Annotated in this window: 15 protein-coding genes; 9 read left to right on the forward strand and 6 right to left on the reverse strand. The window is 73.8% G+C overall.

Going from position 1 to position 16601, the window contains the following annotated elements:
• Nucleotides 1–240 precede the first annotated feature (240 nt).
• Nucleotides 241–1452, forward strand: coding sequence for an 8-amino-7-oxononanoate synthase (locus ABTY61_RS03825; protein WP_350503296.1), 1212 nt, complete (start codon nucleotides 241–243; stop codon nucleotides 1450–1452).
• Nucleotides 1453–1470: 18 nt separating this feature from the next.
• Here the strand turns inward: ABTY61_RS03825 and ABTY61_RS03830 are convergent, their stop codons facing one another.
• Nucleotides 1471–1839 (reverse strand): PIN domain-containing protein, encoded by a 369-nt coding sequence (locus tag ABTY61_RS03830; protein ID WP_350503410.1) that lies wholly within the window; start codon nucleotides 1837–1839, stop codon nucleotides 1471–1473.
• 106 nt (nucleotides 1840–1945) lie between these two features.
• Here ABTY61_RS03830 and ABTY61_RS03835 point away from each other — a divergent pair, with 106 nt between their 5' ends.
• Nucleotides 1946–2413 (forward strand): hypothetical protein, encoded by a 468-nt coding sequence (locus ABTY61_RS03835; RefSeq protein WP_350503297.1) that lies wholly within the window; start codon nucleotides 1946–1948, stop codon nucleotides 2411–2413.
• Between the two features lie 12 nt (nucleotides 2414–2425).
• Here ABTY61_RS03835 and ABTY61_RS03840 read toward each other — a convergent pair whose 3' ends face one another.
• Nucleotides 2426–3076 (reverse strand): GNAT family N-acetyltransferase, encoded by a 651-nt coding sequence (locus ABTY61_RS03840; protein WP_350503298.1) that lies wholly within the window; start codon nucleotides 3074–3076, stop codon nucleotides 2426–2428.
• Nucleotides 3077–3174: 98 nt separating this feature from the next.
• Complete coding sequence (ligD, locus tag ABTY61_RS03845) at nucleotides 3175–4188, reverse strand: non-homologous end-joining DNA ligase (protein ID WP_350503299.1); 1014 nt, start codon at nucleotides 4186–4188, stop codon at nucleotides 3175–3177.
• Nucleotides 4189–4254: 66 nt separating this feature from the next.
• On the opposite strand from ligD, the gene ABTY61_RS03850 reads away from it, so the two are divergent.
• Nucleotides 4255–5316: an ATP-dependent DNA ligase gene (locus ABTY61_RS03850; RefSeq protein ID WP_350503300.1), complete on the forward strand. Its 1062-nt coding sequence runs from the start codon at nucleotides 4255–4257 to the stop codon at nucleotides 5314–5316.
• Nucleotides 5317–5385: 69 nt separating this feature from the next.
• Here ABTY61_RS03850 and ABTY61_RS03855 read toward each other — a convergent pair whose 3' ends face one another.
• Nucleotides 5386–6783 carry a serine hydrolase domain-containing protein gene (locus tag ABTY61_RS03855; RefSeq protein WP_350503301.1) on the reverse strand — a complete coding sequence of 466 codons (1398 nt, stop codon included), beginning with the start codon at nucleotides 6781–6783 and terminating at the stop codon, nucleotides 5386–5388.
• 464 nt (nucleotides 6784–7247) lie between these two features.
• On the opposite strand from ABTY61_RS03855, the gene tdh reads away from it, so the two are divergent.
• The 3 genes from tdh (at nucleotide 7248) to ABTY61_RS03870 (ending at nucleotide 11460) form a co-directional block, all read left to right on the forward strand.
• The gene (tdh, locus tag ABTY61_RS03860) at nucleotides 7248–8276 is read left to right on the forward strand and encodes an L-threonine 3-dehydrogenase (protein WP_350503302.1); all 1029 of its coding nucleotides are present in this window, start codon (nucleotides 7248–7250) and stop codon (nucleotides 8274–8276) included.
• Nucleotides 8277–8342: 66 nt separating this feature from the next.
• Nucleotides 8343–9536 (forward strand): glycine C-acetyltransferase, encoded by a 1194-nt coding sequence (locus ABTY61_RS03865; RefSeq protein WP_350503303.1) that lies wholly within the window; start codon nucleotides 8343–8345, stop codon nucleotides 9534–9536.
• A gap of 322 nt (nucleotides 9537–9858) precedes the next feature.
• On the forward strand, nucleotides 9859–11460 hold the full coding sequence (locus tag ABTY61_RS03870) for a CocE/NonD family hydrolase (protein WP_350503304.1): 1602 nt from the start codon (nucleotides 9859–9861) through the stop codon (nucleotides 11458–11460).
• Between the two features lie 170 nt (nucleotides 11461–11630).
• On the opposite strand, the gene ABTY61_RS03875 is transcribed toward ABTY61_RS03870, so the two are convergent.
• Nucleotides 11631–13010: a hypothetical protein gene (locus ABTY61_RS03875; protein WP_350503305.1), complete on the reverse strand. Its 1380-nt coding sequence runs from the start codon at nucleotides 13008–13010 to the stop codon at nucleotides 11631–11633.
• Between the two features lie 189 nt (nucleotides 13011–13199).
• Between ABTY61_RS03875 and ABTY61_RS03880 the strand changes: the two genes are divergently transcribed.
• On the forward strand, nucleotides 13200–14111 hold the full coding sequence (locus ABTY61_RS03880) for a LysR family transcriptional regulator (protein ID WP_350503306.1): 912 nt from the start codon (nucleotides 13200–13202) through the stop codon (nucleotides 14109–14111).
• A 58-nt stretch (nucleotides 14112–14169) separates the two neighbouring features.
• On the opposite strand, the gene ABTY61_RS03885 is transcribed toward ABTY61_RS03880, so the two are convergent.
• Entirely contained in the window at nucleotides 14170–14583 is a 414-nt protein-coding gene (locus tag ABTY61_RS03885; RefSeq protein WP_350503307.1) for a thioesterase II family protein, read from the reverse strand.
• Nucleotides 14584–14653: 70 nt separating this feature from the next.
• Here ABTY61_RS03885 and ABTY61_RS03890 point away from each other — a divergent pair, with 70 nt between their 5' ends.
• Both ABTY61_RS03890 and ABTY61_RS03895 read left to right on the forward strand, forming a co-directional pair.
• Nucleotides 14654–15931 carry a sensor histidine kinase gene (locus tag ABTY61_RS03890; RefSeq protein ID WP_350503308.1) on the forward strand — a complete coding sequence of 426 codons (1278 nt, stop codon included), beginning with the start codon at nucleotides 14654–14656 and terminating at the stop codon, nucleotides 15929–15931.
• On the forward strand, nucleotides 15919–16587 hold the full coding sequence (locus ABTY61_RS03895) for a response regulator transcription factor (RefSeq protein ID WP_350503309.1): 669 nt from the start codon (nucleotides 15919–15921) through the stop codon (nucleotides 16585–16587). Before ABTY61_RS03890 ends, ABTY61_RS03895 begins: the two co-directional genes overlap by 13 nt.
• The last annotated feature ends 14 nt before the right edge of the window (nucleotides 16588–16601 follow it).

Below are 16601 nucleotides of genomic sequence, written 5' to 3' on the forward strand. Positions count from 1 at the left end.
TCGAGGTCCGTCACGTTCCCACCCCCAGGAGAAGATCGGCATGGAGCGTACCCGAAAGTATTGCCGTTGTGGTGGGAGGTCTCGCCGAAATGATCGAATGGATGGCGCGAAAGGAAACGTTCAGCATTTTTTCGGTTTACATCAGGTGAACAAAAAGTGGACGGTGACAAGAAAGTCCCGGCAGAGCTGTGCCGAGTCGCACATTGCCCCCGTCTCGCCGCCCGTGCCAGAGTGCCGGGCATGGCCCACCCCCTCGCTTCCCAGACCCGCCCCGCCGTCACGCCCGCCGTCGCGCCCGCCCCCGGGCGGGTCTTCGACTGGCTCGACGAGGCCGCCGAACTGCGCGCCGACGCCGGACTGACCCGGCGGCTGCGCAGCCGCCGCGCGGAGGACGCGGTGCTGGACCTCGCGGGCAACGACTACCTCGGGCTGACCAGGCACCCGGCCGTGACCAGGGCGGCGGGCGAGGCCGCGCTGCGGTGGGGCGGCGGGGCGACCGGATCGCGGCTGGTGACCGGGACGACCGCGCTGCACACCGAACTGGAGCAGGAACTGGCCGAGTTCTGCGGGGTGGAGGCCGCGCTGGTGTTCTCCTCCGGGTACACCGCCAACCTCGCCGCACTGACCGCACTGACCGACCCGGACACCCTGATCGTCTCCGACGCCTACAACCACGCCTCGCTGATCGACGGCTGCCGGCTCGCCCGCGCCGACGTCCACCGGGCGCCGCACAGCGACCCGGCCGCGGTGGCCGAGGTACTGGCCGGGCGGGAGCAGCGGCGGGCGCTCGTGGTGAGCGACTCGGTGTTCTCGGTGGACGGGGACGCGGCGCCGCTGCGCGGACTGTCCGAGGCCGCCCGGGCGCACGGCGCCGCTCTGCTGGTGGACGACGCCCACGGGCTCGGCGTGCTCGGCCCCGGCGGGCGCGGGGCGCTGGCGGCGGCCGGACTGGCCGGGGAGCCGGACACCGTCGCCACCGTGACCCTCTCCAAGTCGCTCGGCTCCCAGGGCGGCGCGGTGCTCGGCCCGCGCCGGGTGATCCGGCACCTCACCGAGACCGCCCGCACCTTCATCTTCGACACCGGCCTCGCCCCCGCCGCCGTCGGCGCCGCCCTGGCCGCGCTGCGCCTGCTGCGCGCCGAACCGCAGCGCGCCGATCGGGCCCGCGAGGTCGCCCGCAGCCTGTCCGCCCGGCTGACCGCCGCCGGCCTGCACGCCTGCGAGCCGGACGCGGCCGTGGTCTCGGTCCGCGCCCCGGGCCCGGAGGCCGCCGTCGCCTGGGCGGCGGACTGCCTCCGCGCGGGCCTCGCGGTGGGCTGCTTCCGCCCGCCGTCCGTCCCGGACGGCATCTCCCGACTGCGCCTGACCGCCCGCGGGGACCTCACGGACGCCCAGGTCGCCGACGCCGTCCGCACCATCGCCGACCTCGCCCCGGCCGGCGCGCGGAGCTGACGGCGGCCCGGGGTTCGATCAGGGCGTGAGGTCGATGACCCGCACGGGCTGACCGGCCCACCGCGCGGGTTCGGTGGTGGCCACGACCGCCCCGGACGGACGGTCCGGGGTGGGCGCGGCGGCGTGGCGGGTGTGGGCCTGGGCCCAGGTGGTGTCACCGGCCACGGCCAACGCGGCCGAGAGGTCCAGATCGAGGACGGTGACGCCGGGAAGTGCTGCCAGGTGCCCGGCGGTGCCGGGGCAGGTGCGGTCGGCCTCCACCAGGGCGCACGCGGGTGCGTGGAGGTACCAGCCCGGCTCGGCGTGGGCGCGGTGGATGGGACGGGATGCCAGCAGGTTGCCGCGTCCGGCCGCGATCATGGCGGTGTCGTCGAGGACGACGTGCAGTTCGGTCACCGGATCTCGGGTACGCACCCGTACCCGCCAGTGCCCTTGCGGCTGACCGCTGGGGGTGGAGGACGGCGCGGGGAGCCGCCGATGTCAGGAGGGTGGGATGGCAGGGCTGAGCTGGCAGGACCACGCCGGGTGGCTGCGCGATCCGGGCCGGGACGGCTGGCTGCCGGGCGGGGGCATCGTGGACACCACGGTGGGGGACTGGCAGGCGGTGCTGGACCTGGTGGTGGAGCGGGGCTGGGAGCGGACGTTCGTCGTGGGCTGCTTCGAGGTGCCGCTGCCGCGGGCCGAGGAGGTCCTCTCCTGGCCGCAGGGCGGGGCCGCGCGTCCGGTGTTGAGCGTGCGCCCGGGGCCCGAGGTGGGGGTGGTGTTCCGGTTCGGCAGGGCGGAGCGGATCGACTTCGACGTCGATGTCGAGCAACTCCGCGGCCAGGAAGGGCTGGACGTGCTGTGCGGCTTCCTGGCCGCGGTCGGGCGGCGGCTGGGCAGGTCGGTGCCGACGGACGTCGGGGGCGGCGGCCCGTTCCTCGGGTACGACCTGGAGACCGACCGGGTCCGGGTGCGCTGACCCCGGCGGGCCCTACGGCTGCCCGAGGACCAGCAGGGCCTCCGCGCCGACCGGGCGGTAGCCGGCGGCTTGGAAGGCACGGACGCTGGGGGCGTTGCCGGGGGCCTGCTGGGCCCAGACGGCGTCGCCCTCCGGGAGGAGGTGGCGGGCGGCGGTGGCCAGGGCGCGGCCCAGGCCCCGGGCCCGGGTGCGCGGGTCGACCTCGACGGCGCTCTCCCAGCGGCCGGCCACGCCGCGGCCCAGGATGAGCACGCCGCCGTCGGTCTCGTACACCCGGACGTCCTCGCGGTAGCGCAACGCCCGTACCACGCGGGGGTGTTCGCGGTCCTCGACCGGGGTGAGGGGCAGCGGTGGCGGGCCGGGGAGGCGGTCGGCGACGGTGAGCAGGTCGATGTTGTTGACGGTCCGTCCGGTCCGTTCCGTGAAGGCGGTGAGGAAGGGCGGGCAGAGCGGTACGGACAGTGGGTCGCCGGGGGCGGCGGCGAGGGCGGCGTGCACCCAGTCCGGGTCCTCGTCGGTGAAGACCACGGCGTGCGCGGCGAAGGAGACCACCCCGGCTTCGCGCGGCGATGGCTGGGGCACGACCGTCACCGTCCCGTCCGGCGGCGGGAACACGCCGCCCGCCGCGTCGGCCAGGATCTCCGCCAGTCCCCGTACACCCATGTCCGTTCCCTCCCTGGAAAGCCGTTCCGTTCAGTTGATCACCGCGGGCGGCGGGTACGCCAGCAGGCGGCGCCAGAACGGCAATCGGCGCACACGGCTCAGGCGGGCTTCCTGCGGGCCCGGCTCGGCTGCACCCGGGTCGGCTCGCCGGCGGCCTTGGGGTGGTCGGGCGGGTAGGGGAGTTCGCCGAGGCCCTCGTCGTGCAGCTGCTGGTCGTAGAGCTCCAGCAGGGCGTCGAGCCGGAAGGCGTGCTCCGTCATCTCCGCGTTGAGGTCGCCGAGTTCGGCGAAGCGGGCGGGGACGGTCCGCAGGTCGAAGTCCTCGGGGGTGGCGTCGTCGAGTTCGTCCCAGCGCAGCGGGGTGGAGGCGGTGGCGCGTGGTCGGGCGCGCAGCGAGTAGGCGGAGGCGATGGTGCGGTCGCGGGCCATCTGGTTGTAGTCGACGAAGATGCGTTCGCCGCGTTCCTCCTTCCACCAGGCGGTGGTGACCTTGCCGGGCATCCGCTGTTCCAGCACCCGGCCGAGGGCGATCACGGCGTGCCGCCCGTCGGTGAAGGTCCACTCGGGCACCAGCGGCACGTAGACGTGCAGGCCGCGCCCGCCGGAGGACTTGGGCCAGCCGCGTAGTCCGTGCTCCTCCAGCAGGGCGCGCAGTTCGTGGGCGGCGCGGACGGCGTCGTGGAAGTCGGTGCCGGGCTGGGGGTCGAGGTCGATGCGCAGTTCGTCGATGTGGTCGGTGTCGGCGCGCCGGACCGGCCAGGGGTGGAAGGTGAGGCAGCCCAGGTTGGCGGCCCACAGCACGGCGGCCGGTTCGGTGGGGCAGATCTCGTCGGCGGAGCGGCCGCTGGGGAACTCGATCCGGGCGGTGGGCAGCCAGTCCGGCAGGCCCTTGGGGGCGCGTTTCTGGTAGAAGAACTCGCCGTCCACGCCGTCGGGGAAGCGCTGGAGGGTGGTGGGCCGGTCGCGCAGCCCGCGCAGCACCCCGTCGGCGACGGCCAGGTAGTACTGGGCGACGTCCAGCTTGGTGAAGCCGCGCTCCGGGTAGTACACCTTGTCCGGGTTGGACAGCCGGACGGTGCGCCCGGCGACTTCGAGTTCGACGGCTGAGCCCATGGCTCTCACGCTAAGGGCGCCGTGCCCGGCGCGCGCCCCGGGGCGAACCGCGCGAGGCTGGGACGCATGGACCTGCCCGTGATGCCGCCGGTGGCGCCGACGCTCGCCAAGTCGGTGGCCAGGATCCCGCCGGGGATGCAGTACGAGGCCAAGTGGGACGGCTTCCGCAGCATCGTGTTCCGCGACGGCGACGAGGTGGAGCTGGGCAGCCGCACCGGCAAGCCGCTGACCAGGTACTTCCCCGAGCTGGTGGCGGCCTTCCGGCGGGAGCTGCCGCCGCGCTGCGTGCTGGACGGCGAGGTGGTGATCGCCCGGGACGGGCGGCTGCGCTTCGAGGAGCTGCTGGAGCGGATCCACCCGGCGGCGAGCCGGGTGAAGCTGCTCGCCGAGCGGACGCCCGCCTCCTTCATCGCCTTCGACCTGCTCGCCCTCGGTGACGACCCGCTGGTCGACGAGCCGCTGTCGGTGCGCCGCGCGGCCCTGGAGACGGCGCTCGCCGGGGCCGCCGACCCGGTGTTCACCGCCCCGGCCTCGACCGACCGTGAGCTGGCGCAGACCTGGTTCGCCGAGTACGAGGGCGCCGGGCTGGACGGGGTGGTGGCCAAGCCGCTGGACCAGCCGTACCGGCCGGGCGAGCGGACCATGTTCAAGATCAAGCACGAGCGCACCGCGGACTGCGTGGTGGCCGGCTACCGCGAGCACAAGAGCGGCCCGGTGGTCGGCTCGCTGCTGCTGGGCATCCACGACGACGAGGGCCGGCTCCAGCACGTCGGCGTGTGCGCGGCCTTCTCGATGGCCCGCCGCCGCGAACTGGTCGAGGAGCTGGCCCCGCTGAGGATCGACGACCTCACCCGACACCCTTGGGGCGCTTGGGCGGAGGAGTCCGCGCACGCGGAGGGGCGGCTGCCGGGGGCGGTCAGCCGCTGGACCGGCGGCAAGGACCTGTCCTGGATCGCGCTGCGCCCGGAGCGGGTGGTCGAGGTGGCCTACGACCACATGGAGGGCACCCGCTTCCGGCACACCGCGCAGTTCCGCCGCTGGCGGCCGGACCGCACGCCGGAGAGCTGCGGCTACGGGCAGTTGGAGGAGCCGCTCTCGTACGACCTCGGCAAGGTGCTGGGGATATGACGGACCGTCATGAATGCCGTGGGCCCGACCCGGTCGCACCGGGTCGGGCCCACGTCCTGCCCGCTGGGGTCAAGCCCGCACGGTGGTGGGGGCGTTGCTCGGGAGTGAGGGTGCGCCGCTGCCGGAGCTGCCGGCCGAGGGGGAGCCGGACGCCGAGCCGGACGCCGAGCCCGAGGCCGGGGCTGACGGCGGGGCGGTCTCCGCCGGGAGCGCGTAGACGTTGTTCGGCGAGATGATCTTGGTGATCGCGTTCGCGAACAGCGTCGACGGCTCCTGGCCCTGGGCGAGCACGTCGGTGTTGAGCAGCAGCACCAGGGTGGCCTGGGCGTCCGGCATGTACACCGCGACGCTCTCGTAGCCCGGCATCGAGCCGTTGTGCCCGATCCACCCGTTGTTGTTGAACAGCCCGAAGCCGTAGGTGACGCCCGCGTCGCCGGTGGGCAGGGTCTTCAACCGCTCGGCCTGGCTCGCCGGGCTGATGATCGCGCCGGTGGCCATGGTCTTGGCCCAGCTCTCCAGGTCGGCGAGCTGGGTGATGACGGCCCCGGCCGTCCAGGCCCAGGACGGGTTCCAGTTGGTGGCGTCCTGGATGTCCCCGTTGGGCGTCTGGTTGGTGTAGCCGTGGGCGTGCGGATCGGGGAGCGTCCCGTCGGTGGGGAAGCTCGTCTTGGCCAGCGATGCGGGGGCGAACACCTGGGCCTGGAGGAAGTCGCCGGCACTCTGCCCGCCGACCTTCTCGATCAGCTTGCCCAGGATGATGTAGTTGCTGTTGTTGTACTGGAACCGCTGGCCGGGCGGGAACACGGCGGGGTGCTTGTAGCCGTAGGCGAGCAGCTGGTCCGGGGTGAACACGTGGTTCGGGTCGCCGATCAGGGTGTTCACGAAGTCCGGGTCGGAGCTGTACGGGAACAGGCCGCTGCGCATCTCGCCGAGCTGGCGGACGGTGATCCCGTCGCCGCCGGGGACGCCGTCCACGTACTTGGAGATCGGGTCGTCCAGCCCCACCTTGCCCTGGTCCACCAGGCGCAGCACGGCGGTCGCCGTGAAGGTCTTGGTCTCGCTGCCGATGCGGGTGAACAGCCCGGGGTCCATCGGAGTGTTGGCGCTCTTGTCGGAGACGCCGAAGGACTTCTGGTACGTGCCGCCCGGCGTGATGATCCCGACCGAGATGCCGGGAACCGAGTTCTGCTTCAGCACCTGCTGGACCGCGACGTCCAGCTTGGCGGTGACGACCGGGGTCAACGGCACCACCGCGTTCGAGGAGGCGCTCCCCGAGGGGGAGCCCCCCGGGGACGGGCTGAGCGCGGCCGGTTCGGCGGTGACCGCCGGCTCGGCGGCCTGCCGGGTGGACGTCGACTCTCCGGAGCAGGCGGTGGCGGCCAGCAGGCCGGTCAGTGCGAGGGCGGCTCCTGCGGCCAGCCGGGCGGAGCGGGGAGCGGCCGGGCGGGGCCGTCGGGTGTTGGTCATGGGGGTGGACGCCTCTCTGCGGCGAAGCGGCGAAGGGCCCCGGAGCGCTGCTCCACGGGGCCGTGGGGGAGCGTCGCCACCGTAAGCACCGCGCTCGAACACCCGCGCGCCGGTGGCGGCCGGGCTGGCCCGAACGGACCCAAGCCCACCCGACTGGCCCGCTCCCACTGGCGGACCGTTGTCAAGTACCCCGGAGTCACGGCCGGTTGGTGTCGCGACCGGTACCCCGCGCTCGGCCGGACGGGTGAGCACCGGCACGCCGCACCCGCCCCCGGGCCCAGCTCGGGCACGATCGTTCAGCCCAGCTGTGGCCGTCCTTAAGAATTCCTCGATGGACCGCACCCCCTCTCACCAGGCAGATTTCTGCCTGTCGGAGCGTGCCCGCCAGGAGCGGCCGCCCCGCGCCCTGCGGCCTGCCGACCCTCGAAGGCCGTCCCGGATCAGCACGTCAGGAGCCGTCGCCCGTGAAGGCACTCGTCAAGCAGCACGCCGAGCCCGGCCTGTGGATGATCGACGTCCCCAAGCCCGAGATCGGCCCCGGCGAGGTGCTGATCAAGGTGCTGCGCACCGGCATCTGCGGCACCGACCTGCACATCCGCAAGTGGGACGGCTGGGCGCAGCAGACCATCAAGACCCCGCTGGTGCTCGGCCACGAGTTCGTCGGCGAGGTCGCCGAGATCGGCGCCGGCGTCGCGGACATCGCGATCGGCGACCTGGTCAGCGGCGAGGGCCACCTGGTCTGCGGCAAGTGCCGCAACTGCCTGGCCGGGCGCCGCCACCTGTGCCGCAACACCGTCGGCCTGGGCGTCAACCGGGACGGCGCCTTCGCCGAGTACGTGGCGCTGCCCGCCTCCAACGTCTGGGTGCACCGGGTGCCGGTCGACCTCGACGTGGCCGCGATCTTCGACCCCTTCGGCAATGCCGTGCACACCGCGCTGTCCTTCCCGCTGGTCGGCGAGGACGTGCTGGTCACCGGCGCCGGCCCGATCGGCATCATGGCGGCCGCCGTCGCCAAGCACGCCGGCGCCCGCAACGTGATGATCACCGACGTCTCCCCGTACCGCCTCGACCTGGCCCGCCAGGTCGGCGTGACGCTGGCGCTCAACGTCGCCGAGCACACCATCGAGGAGGGCCAGCAGAAGCTGGGCCTGCGCGAGGGCTTCGACGTCGGCCTGGAGATGTCCGGCCGCCCCGAGGCGATGCAGTCGATGATCGCCAACATGACCCACGGCGGCAAGATCGCCATGCTGGGCCTGCCGGCCGAGGACTTCCCGGTGGACTGGGCCTCGATCGTCACCTCGATGATCACCATCAAGGGCATCTACGGCCGCGAGATGTTCGAGACCTGGTACGCGATGTCCGTGCTGCTGGAGGGCGGCCTGGACCTGAGCCCGGTGATCACCGGCCGGTACGCCGCGGACGACTTCGAGGCCGCCTTCGACGACGCCGCGAGCGGCAACTGCGGCAAGATCATCCTCGACTGGACCGCCTGAGCCCTGCCCGGCCCCCGCCTGAGCCCGCTGATCCGCCGCCCCGCCGCTACGACTAGGAGTCTGTCCGTGTTCGACAACGTGCGCGCCGACATCGCCACCACCCTCGACGAGATCCGCGAGGCCGGCCTGTTCAAGCCGGAGCGGGTGATCGGCAGCCCGCAGAGCGCCGAGGTCACCGTCACCTCCGGCGGCCGCCCCGGCGAGGTGCTGAACTTCTGCGCCAACAACTACCTCGGCCTGGCCGACCACCCCGAGGTGCTCGCCGCGGCCAAGGACGCGCTGGACCGCTGGGGCTACGGCATGGCCTCGGTGCGCTTCATCTGCGGCACCCAGGACGTGCACAAGGAGCTGGAGAACCGCCTCTCGGCCTTCCTCGGCCAGGAGGACACCATCCTCTACTCCTCGTGCTTCGACGCCAACGGCGGCGTCTTCGAGACCCTGCTGGACGACCGTGACGCCGTCATCTCCGACGCGCTCAACCACGCCAGCATCATCGACGGCATCCGGCTCAGCAAGGCCCGCCGCCACCGCTACGCCAACCGCGACCTGGCCGACCTGGAGCAGCAGCTCAAGGAGACCCAGGACGCCCGCCGCCGCCTGATCGTCACCGACGGCGTCTTCTCGATGGACGGTTACGTCGCCCCGCTGCGCGAGATCTGCGACCTGGCCGACCGGTACGACGCCATGGTCATGGTCGACGACTCGCACGCCGTCGGCTTCGTCGGCGCCGGCGGCCGCGGCACCCCCGAACTGCACGGCGTGATGGACCGGGTGGACATCATCACCGGCACCCTGGGCAAGGCGCTCGGCGGCGCCTCCGGTGGCTACGTCGCCGCCCGCCGGGAGATCGTCGCCCTGCTGCGCCAGCGCTCCCGCCCGTACCTGTTCTCCAACTCGCTGGCCCCGGTGATCGCGGCCGCCTCGCTGAAGGTGCTCGACCTGGTCGAGCAGTCCAACGAACTGCGCGAGCGCCTCGCGGCCAACACCGCGCTGTTCCGCAGCAAGATGACCGAGGCCGGCTTCGAGATCCTGCCGGGCGACCACCCGATCGCCCCGGTGATGATCGGCGACGCGGCGAAGGCGGGCCGGCTGGCCGAACTCCTGCTGGAGCGCGGCGTGTACGTGATCGGCTTCTCGTACCCGGTGGTCCCGCACGGCGCTGCCCGGATCCGGGTCCAGCTCTCCGCGGCCCACTCCACCGAGGACGTCGAGCGCGCCGTCGCCGCCTTCGTGGACGCCCGCGCCGCGCTGGAGGGCTGACCCCCGCAAGGGGCTGATCCCCACAAGCCGCCCGCGGGGCCGAGCCGCTCGGAACCGGCCCGTCCCCGCGGGCTCACAACCGCCCGGCGGCGGTGGTGAATCGATTCGCCACCGCCGCCCGGCCCCCATGACCAACTGCCCCACCCTCCCGCCTCGGGGGTGGGACACCGGCCCGCTCCGGTGTCCCACCCCCGTTCGCGGCTCCGGCCCCCGAGCTCACGTTACCGGCCAGTAATTTGGCTGATCATCACCTCCTCCGGAGCCGGTTCCGCTCACTAGGCTCACCAAGATCACATCGGGTGGACTGAGGGAGCAGAGCGTGATGGCACGACCCCACCGGACCGGCGGACACCGGGCGGCGAGCACCGCCCTCGCCCTGGCGCTCGGGCTCGGGCTGGCAACGGGTGCGGTGGCACCGCCCGCAGTTGCCGCGCCCGCCGCACCCGCCGCACCCGCCGCGCCCGCCGCTGCGACGGTGCTCGGCGGCTTCCGGCTGGCGGACATCACCGCCCGGGACGGCGTCGTGCTCAAGGCCGACGTGTTCACCCCGCCCGCCGGGACGCCCGGGGCGGACGCCCGGGGGCGCTACCCGGTGGTGGTGCAGCCCGCGAGCTGGGGGCAGAACGACCTGGAGTACGTCGCCCAGGGGCACCGGTTCGCCGCCGCCGGCTACGTCGTCGTGACGTACACCGTGCGCGGGTTCTGGGGTTCGGGCGGCGAGGTGGACGTCGCCGGGCCCAAGGACGTCGCCGACATCTCCACGGTGATCGACTGGGCCCTCTCCCACACCCCGGCGGACCCGGACCGGGTCGGCATGATCGGCCTGTCGCTCGGCGGCGGCCTCACCCTCCTCGGTGCCGCGTTCGACCCGCGGATCAAGGCCGTCGCCTCGCTGAGCGGCTGGGCCGACCTGACCGACGCGCTGTACAGCGGGCAGACCCGGCACATCGGCGCCGCCACCAGGCTGGCCAGGATCGAGGGCCTGACCGGCCGCAAGAGCCCGGAGTTCGCGACCGCGCTGGACGACCTGTTCGCCGACCGCGACCTGCCCTCGGTGATCGCCTGGGCGAACCTCCGCTCGCCCGCCGCCTACCTGGACCGGATCAACGCCAACGGCGCCGCGGTCTACCTGGCCAACGGCTGGAACGACAGCTTCTTCAACCCCGGCCAGATGACCGACTTCTACCAGCGGCTGACCGTCCCCAAGCGCCTCGAACTGCGGCCCGGCGACCATGCGACCCAGGAGGTCACCGGCCTGCTCGGCTTCTCCAACGCCACCTGGGACGACGCCCGCGGCTGGCTCGACCAGCACCTCAAGGGCGCGGCCGGCGCGGGCCTGCCGCAGGGCGTCGGCCTGGAGGTCCGCCCGGGCGGCGGCCACGAGGCGTACCCGGACTGGGGCTCGGTCAACTCCCGCACCGAGCAGCTGACGTTCGACGGCACCGGCACCGTCCGCGGTGACCGGGCCTCCGGCGCGAGCGGCGGCACCGTGATCCTCGGCGGCCTGGTCGACCAGTGGCTGCACCAGCCGCCGACCGTCCTGGTGCCCCTGCTCGACCGCGACGCCGCCGCCGTCCGGCTGTCCGAGCCGTACGGGCAGGGCCTCGCCGTGCGCGGGGCCGTCCGGGTGCGCACCACCGTCACCGACTCCGCGCCGCAGGGCACGGCCGTCGCCTACCTCTACGACGTGGACGCGCTCGGCGTCGGCCGGCTGATCGCGCACGCCCCGCAGAGCTGGGCCGGCCGCCCGGCCGGGCAGTCCTTCCCGCTGGACGTCACGCTGTTCCCCACCGCGTACGACCTCCCGGCCGGACACCGGCTCGCGCTGGTGCTCGGCACCCGGGACGGCCTGTACGGCGGCGAGACGCCGCAGGACGCCACGGTGGCCTTCGGCCCGGCGGAGGTCTCGCTGCCCGTCCGCTGAGCTTCCGCGGACGCCCCCGCCCCGCCCTCCCGCAGCCGGCGGGCGGGGCGGGGCGGGGGCCGAGCGCCGGCGGCCCGGAAGTCAACAGCTGGGATGAATCCGATCGGAAACTACGTCAGCAGACGTATATCGACCGGCCGCCCGGCTGCCCGGCTCCCGGCGAGAGCGGCTCAGAGGAGGCGGCGGAACACGTCCGTGACGGCATTGGTGTCGCCCGGCACCAGGTTGCCGTCCTCGGCGTCGAACAGCACCGTGTCGCCGGAGGCGTCGACGTACGGGTTCTGCGCGCCGGCGGTGCTCTGGGCGCCGTCCGAGGTCAGGCTGACCCGCTCGATCCGGCCGGTCCACAGGTCGCGGCGGAACACGTCGGAGGCCTGGTTGGTGTCGCCGGGGACGAGGTCGTCGTCGGCGGAGTCGAAGTAGACCCAGCGGCCGTCGGCGGTGATCACCGGGTCGTAGGAGCCGTAGACGGAGGTGGTGCCGGGCAGCGGGGTGTTGACCGGGGTGACCTTGCCGGTGGCCAGGTCGTGGACGTACAGGTCCATCCGGAGGCCGTGCGAGCCGGGGCGGGGGCCGACGCCGTAGGTCGGCATGCCGTACAGCGCGTAGCGGCCGTCGGCGCTGAGCCGGGCGTCCATCAGGCCGACGCCGCGCTCGGCGCCGGTGTCGTCCACGCCGGCGACGACGGTCTTCCCGGTGGCGGCGGACCAGACGTAGTAGGGGTAGAAGTGCGGGCCGGCCAGCTCGGCGTGGGCGGCCGCCGGAGCGGCGGGGGCGGGCTCGGTGAGGTTGTCGGCGCGGGAGACGAAGCCGACCGTGCCGCCGTCCGCACTGATCGTCGGACGGTAGGAGTGGTTGTCCGCGCCGGTGCCGCCCGCGGGGCCGGTCGTGACCAGCCGGGTGGTGTGGGTCCAGCGGTCCGTGACATAGATGTTGATCTTGCCGCGGTGGATGCCGGTGGTCAGGTCGGTGCGGTTCGAGGCGTAGGCGACGAACCGGCCGTCCGCGCTCAGGGTGGGGTTGTCCGCGCTGCGGATGGTCTCGTCGTCGGTGGTGGCGAGCAGGCCGGCGGTGATCAGCTCGGTGCGGCCGGTCCAGCGGTCGTGGACGAAGACGTCGTTCGCGTGCTTGGCCTGGCCGGGGACGACGTTGGTGGCGGCGGTGCTGAACGCGACGAACCGGCCGTCGGCGCTGATCGAGGCGTCCGTGGTGGGGGCGTTCAGCTGCGAGCCGTCGTCGGCGACGCTGACCCGCTCGATGTGGCCGTTGCGCAGGTCGCGGACGTAGACCTCGCCGGAGTTCGGCGTGCCGGTGGACGGCAGCAGGTCGGTCGCGCCTGACGAGAACAGCGCCGAGCGGCCGTCCGCGCTCAGCCCGAGCCCGGTCGAGGCACCGTTCAGCTGCTCCCCCTTGAAGCCCTCGCTCACCCTGGCGGTCGCGCCCTTCGGCGGCCTGGCCTCGGCGGCGGGCACCGCGGCGCCCGCCACGACGACCGCGGCCAGCACGGTGGCGGTCCGGGCCAGCAGGCGGCGGGAACGTGAAGTGATCATGGACAGTCCTCCCCAGACGATCTCCGGGCCCACGAGTCCCCAGCGGCCCGGCTCGGCCACGAGCCAAGCGTCGATCGAGCGGGCCGGTCAACGGCGCCGGGCGATCTCCCGCCGAAATACGCCACCGGTGGTACTGCCCCGGAACCGCGCCCGGACCGGACCGCCGCGCCGCGCTGGCAGAATTGTCGTGTGATCGACGCACGACGGCTGCGGACCCTCCGGGCCGTGGCGGACCACCGCACCGTGACCGCCGCGGCGGCCGCCCTCTACCTGACCCCCTCCGCCGTCTCCCAGCAGCTGGCCGCCCTGGAGCAGGAGACCGGCCACCACCTGCTGGCCCGGGAGGGCCGGGGCGTGCGGCTGACCGCCGCCGGGGAGATCCTGCTCGGCCACGCCGACGCGGTGATGGCCCAGCTGGAGCGGGCCGAGGCCGACCTGGCCGCCTACAGCGCGGGCATCGCGGGCGAGGTCACCGTCGCCTCCTTCGCCACCGGCATCTCGCACGTGCTCGCCCCGGCGATCGGCCTGCTGGCCGGGCGCGCCCCCGGGGTGCGGCTCAAGGTGCTGGACGCCGAGGGCGACGCCAGCCTGCCGATGGTGCTGGACGGCCGGGCCGACCTCGCGGTGGCCGTCGAGTACCGGGGTGCCCCGCGCGCCGACGACGCCCGGCTGACCAGGGTCCCGCTGTACGCCGAGCCCTTCGAGGCCGTGCTGCCGCAGGCCCACCCGCTGGCCGCCGAGTCCGGGCCGCTGGCGGTGGCCGCGCTGGCGGACGAGCCGTGGATCGGCCCCTACCCGGGCAACCCCTGCCACGACGTGGTCCTGCTGGCCTGCGAGCACGCCGGCTTCCAGCCGCGCCTGCTGCACTCCTCCGACGACTTCCGGGCCGTCGTCGCCCTGGCCTCGGCGGGCGCGGGCGTCGCCCTGGTGCCGCGCTCCGCGCTGCGCGGGGTGGACCTGGCCCGGGTGGCCGTCCGTCCGGTCGACAGCGACCTGGCCACCCGCCGGGTCTTCGCCGCCGTCCGGGCCGGCGCCGACGGGCATCCGCTGATCCGCCCCGTCCTCGACGCACTGGCCGAGGCGGGCGCCGCCGGCGCCTGACCGATTTGCGCTCCGCGGAATTCACCGAATGCGTTCCGGGCGTTCGGGAATTCCCCGGTCAGGTATTCCCGGCTGTGCTCGGGTAAACCGAGGCGGTGAGCCGGGCGACTTCCGCGGCGGCCGGAACGAGATAGAAGTGGTCGCCCGCCAGGACGTGCAGCGAGAACGCGCCGTCGGTGGTGGCGGCCCAGCCGCGGGCCTGCTCCACCGTCACCTGCGGGTCCCGGTCGCCGGTCAGGGCGAGCAGGTCGGCGCGCAGCCGGGGCGCGTCGGTGGAGCGCCGGTAGCGGTCGATCAGCCGGTAGTCGTTGCGGATGATCGGCAGCAGCAGCTCGCGCAGGTCGGGGTCGTCGAGGACGGCGGCCTGGGTGCCGCCGAGCAAGGCCGCGACCAGCAGCCGGGTGACGGCGCTGCGGGGGAGCGGACGCAGTGGGTCTGCGAGGAGTCCTCGGGGTCTGGTTTTCCCTACCATCGCCGCTCCGCCGCGGCCCGCTAGAGTCGGGGACCGAGGGTTCGTACGCGTGCGGGGAGGGTGGAGCGCCATGACGGTTGCCGTCTGGGAGGCCGTGCGGCGGCGGCCGCTGGGCTTCCTGTGGTCCGCCTGGCCGCTGCGCACCTGGGCGTTCCTGCTGACCGGCACCGTCCAGGGCGCCGCCTCGCTGGTGGTGCTGGCCGTGCTGCTGTTCGTCGGCGTCGGGCTGTCGGTGGTCGGGATCGGGCTGGTGGTGCTGACCGGCGTCGCCGTGCTCGGGGTGCCGCTGGCGGTGCTGGAGCGGCGCCGACTGCTGCTGGTCGAGCCGGTGCCGCTGCCCGACCCGCACGGTTCGCTGCCCGGGGTCGGGGCGGCGGTCTGGCTGCGCAGCAGGCTCCGGGAGCGGGCGACCTGGCGCGAGCTGGCGTACGTGCTGATCCAGGCCGTGCTGTTCACCGCCAGCGGGATCGGCTTCGTCGCGCTGCTCGGGCTCTCCCTGATGCTGCTGGCGACGCCGCTGATCGTGTGGGCGATCAGCCCGGACACCGTGATGCTGTGGCCCGGCCGCCCGATCTCCGACCCGGTGGCGGCCCTGCCCGGCAGCGCCGCCGGGCTGCTCGGGCTGCTGGTCTCCGCCTACGCCGGTGCGCTGCTGGCCGGGGTGCAGGTGCGGACGGCGCAGTTCCTGCTCGCGGTGCGGGACGAGGATCTGGGCAGCCGGGTGGTCGAACTCACCCGCTCCCGTGCCCGGTTGGTGGACGCCTTCGAGGCCGAGCGGAGCCGGATCGAGCGCGACCTGCACGACGGCGCCCAGCAGCAGCTGGTCGCCCTGAGCATGACCCTGGGCCTGGCCGAGCTGGAGCTGCGCGGGCAGCACCCGGCCGCCGCCGAACTGGTCACCCGGGCCCGCGGCGAGGCCAAGCAGGCCCTGGAGCAGCTGCGCACCCTGGTGCGCGGAATCCACCCGCAGGTGCTGACCGACCACGGGCTGCCCGCGGCGGTCGCCGAACTGGCGCTGCGCAACCCGATCCCGGTCACCGTCGACATCGACCTGCCGCACCGGCTGCCCGGCCCGGTGGAGACCGCCGCCTACTTCACCATCACCGAGGCGCTGACCAACGCCTCCAAGCACAGCGGCGCGGACGAGGTCGCCGTCGCGGCCCACCTGAAGGGCGAGAAGCTCGTGCTGCTCGTCACCGACAACGGCCACGGCGGGGCCGATCCCGCCGCCGGCGCCGGCCTCCAGGGGCTGGCCGACCGGGTGGCCATCCTGAGAGGACGACTCATCGTGACCAGCCCGGTCGGAGGACCGACCCAACTGCGCGTGGAGGTCCCGTGCTCCGTGTAGTGCTCGCCGAGGACGCCGTGCTGCTGCGGGCCGGCCTGGTGGAGCTGCTCGGGCGGGTCGGCCACGAGGTGGTCGCCGCGGTCGGCGACGCCGGGGAACTGGCCCGCGCGGTGGACGCCGAGCGGCCCGACATCGTCATCACCGACGTGCGGATGCCGCCGGACTTCCGGGACGAGGGACTCAAGGCCGCCGTCGAACTGCGTTCCCGGCACCGGGGGTTGCCCGTCCTGGTGCTCTCCCAGTACGTGGCGACGGCGTACGCGACCCAGCTGTTCAGCAACGACTCCTCCACCGACGGCGGCCTGGGCTACCTGCTCAAGGACCGGGTCGGCGAGGTCACCGACTTCATCGACGCGCTGGAACGGGTGGCGGGCGGGCAGACCGTACTGGACCCGGAGGTGGTCCGGGTGCTGCTCCAACAGCGCACCGCCGACCAGCCGTTGAAGCGCCTCACCCCGCGCGAGCGGGAGGTGCTGGGGCTGATGGCGGAGGGCCTCAACAACCAGTCCATCGCCCAGCGGCTGACCGTCACCGAGGCCTCGGTGGTCAAGCACTCCAGCAACATCTTCATGAAGCTGGACCTCGATCCGGTGGAGGGCAACCGGCGGGTGCTGGCGGTGCTGGCCTACCTGCGCGGCGGAGGCGCCCGGTCTTAGGGCCGGACGCCCTA

It is taken from the genome of Kitasatospora sp. NPDC096128, assembly GCF_040303105.1.
In the GTDB taxonomy this organism is placed as follows: Bacteria; Actinomycetota; Actinomycetes; order Streptomycetales; family Streptomycetaceae; genus Kitasatospora.

What these genes read in the sequence shown, in the direction of transcription:
- ABTY61_RS03825 (WP_350503296.1), top strand. Translation starts at nt 241, where the DNA reads ATGGCCCACCCCCTCGCTTCCCAGACCCGCCCCGCCGTCACGCCCGCC.
- ABTY61_RS03835 (WP_350503297.1), top strand. Translation starts at nt 1,946, where the DNA reads ATGGCAGGGCTGAGCTGGCAGGACCACGCCGGGTGGCTGCGCGATCCG.
- ABTY61_RS03840 (WP_350503298.1), bottom strand. Translation starts at nt 3,076, where the DNA reads ATGGGTGTACGGGGACTGGCGGAGATCCTGGCCGACGCGGCGGGCGGC.
- ligD (WP_350503299.1), bottom strand. Translation starts at nt 4,188, where the DNA reads ATGGGCTCAGCCGTCGAACTCGAAGTCGCCGGGCGCACCGTCCGGCTG.
- ABTY61_RS03850 (WP_350503300.1), top strand. Translation starts at nt 4,255, where the DNA reads ATGGACCTGCCCGTGATGCCGCCGGTGGCGCCGACGCTCGCCAAGTCG.
- ABTY61_RS03855 (WP_350503301.1), bottom strand. Translation starts at nt 6,783, where the DNA reads ATGACCAACACCCGACGGCCCCGCCCGGCCGCTCCCCGCTCCGCCCGG.
- ABTY61_RS03870 (WP_350503304.1), top strand. Translation starts at nt 9,859, where the DNA reads ATGGCACGACCCCACCGGACCGGCGGACACCGGGCGGCGAGCACCGCC.
- ABTY61_RS03875 (WP_350503305.1), bottom strand. Translation starts at nt 13,010, where the DNA reads ATGATCACTTCACGTTCCCGCCGCCTGCTGGCCCGGACCGCCACCGTG.
- ABTY61_RS03885 (WP_350503307.1), bottom strand. Translation starts at nt 14,583, where the DNA reads ATGGTAGGGAAAACCAGACCCCGAGGACTCCTCGCAGACCCACTGCGT.
- ABTY61_RS03890 (WP_350503308.1), top strand. Translation starts at nt 14,654, where the DNA reads ATGACGGTTGCCGTCTGGGAGGCCGTGCGGCGGCGGCCGCTGGGCTTC.